The following is a 1,125-nucleotide window of genomic DNA, read 5'->3' on the forward strand; positions in this document are numbered from 1 at the left end:
GTTTTTAGTAATCGTACAGCCATTAGCATCGGTAATCAGTACGCTGTAAGCTCCGGCTGTTAAACCTGTAGCCGTAGCCGCTGTTCCACCGGATGGTGACCATGCGTAGCTATAAGCTCCCGTGCCGCCTGTAGCGGTTACAGTAGCCGAACCATTGCTACCACCATTGCATGATATATTGGTTTGCGATGAAGTAGCTGATAATACAGATGGCTGTGTAATAGTTGCCGTTGAGGTTGCAGTACAGCCGTTGGCATCGGTAACTGTTACGGTATATGTACCGGCCGAAAGGCCTGTAGCCATAGCACCCGTGCCACCTGATGGCGACCATGCATACGTATAAGGTAAAACGCCACCGTTTGGAGTTACTGTAGCCGAACCGTTAGTGCCGCCGTTGCAGCTAATATTGGTTTGAGATGTTGTTGCTGCTAAATTTGATGTGGCATTTAGGGTAAAATTCTTAGTCAGGGTGCAGCCGTTGGCATCGGTAATAAGCACGCTGTAGTTACCGCCGCTAAGGCCTGTTGCTATAGCCCCCGTACCGCCCGAAGGCGACCAGGCATACGTATAAGCACCCGTACCTCCAGATACGGTTACGCCTGCCTGCCCTGTTGGGCCGCAGGTTGGGTTTACCTGAGATGTTGTTGCTGCTAATGCAGCCGGTTGGGTTATTGTAACGTTTTTAGTCAGCGTACAGCCGTTGGCATCGGTAATGAGCACGCTGTAAGCGCCTGCCGAAAGCCCTGTAGCTGTAGCTGCTGTTCCACCGGATGGCGACCATGCGTAGCTATAAGCTCCCGTGCCGCCTGTAGCGATTACAGTAGCCGATCCGTTGCTACCACCATTACAAGCTATATTGGTTTGCGATGTTGTTGCAGTAATTGCAGCCGGTTGAGTAATGGTTATGTTTTTTGTCAGCGTACAGCCTTTGACATCGGTAATCAGTACGCTGTAAGCTCCGGCTGTTAAACCTGTAGCCGTAGCAGCCGTACCACCCGATGGCGACCATGCGTAGCTGTAAGCTCCCGTGCCACCTGTTGCACTTACAGTAGCAGACCCATTAGTGCCACCATTACAGGCTATATTGGTTTGCGATGTAATATTGGCTGATAATGCAGCCGGTTG

1 pseudogene is annotated in these 1,125 nt (G+C 51.2%); it reads right to left on the reverse strand.

Features of this window, described 5'->3' with window-relative positions:
- A pseudogene (locus tag G509_RS0112840) lies at window positions 1-1,125 on the reverse strand (SprB repeat-containing protein); the annotation flags it as partial.

Origin of the sequence: Flavobacterium subsaxonicum WB 4.1-42 = DSM 21790 (assembly GCF_000422725.1) — a bacterium.
GTDB lineage: Bacteria > Bacteroidota > Bacteroidia > Flavobacteriales > Flavobacteriaceae > Flavobacterium > Flavobacterium subsaxonicum.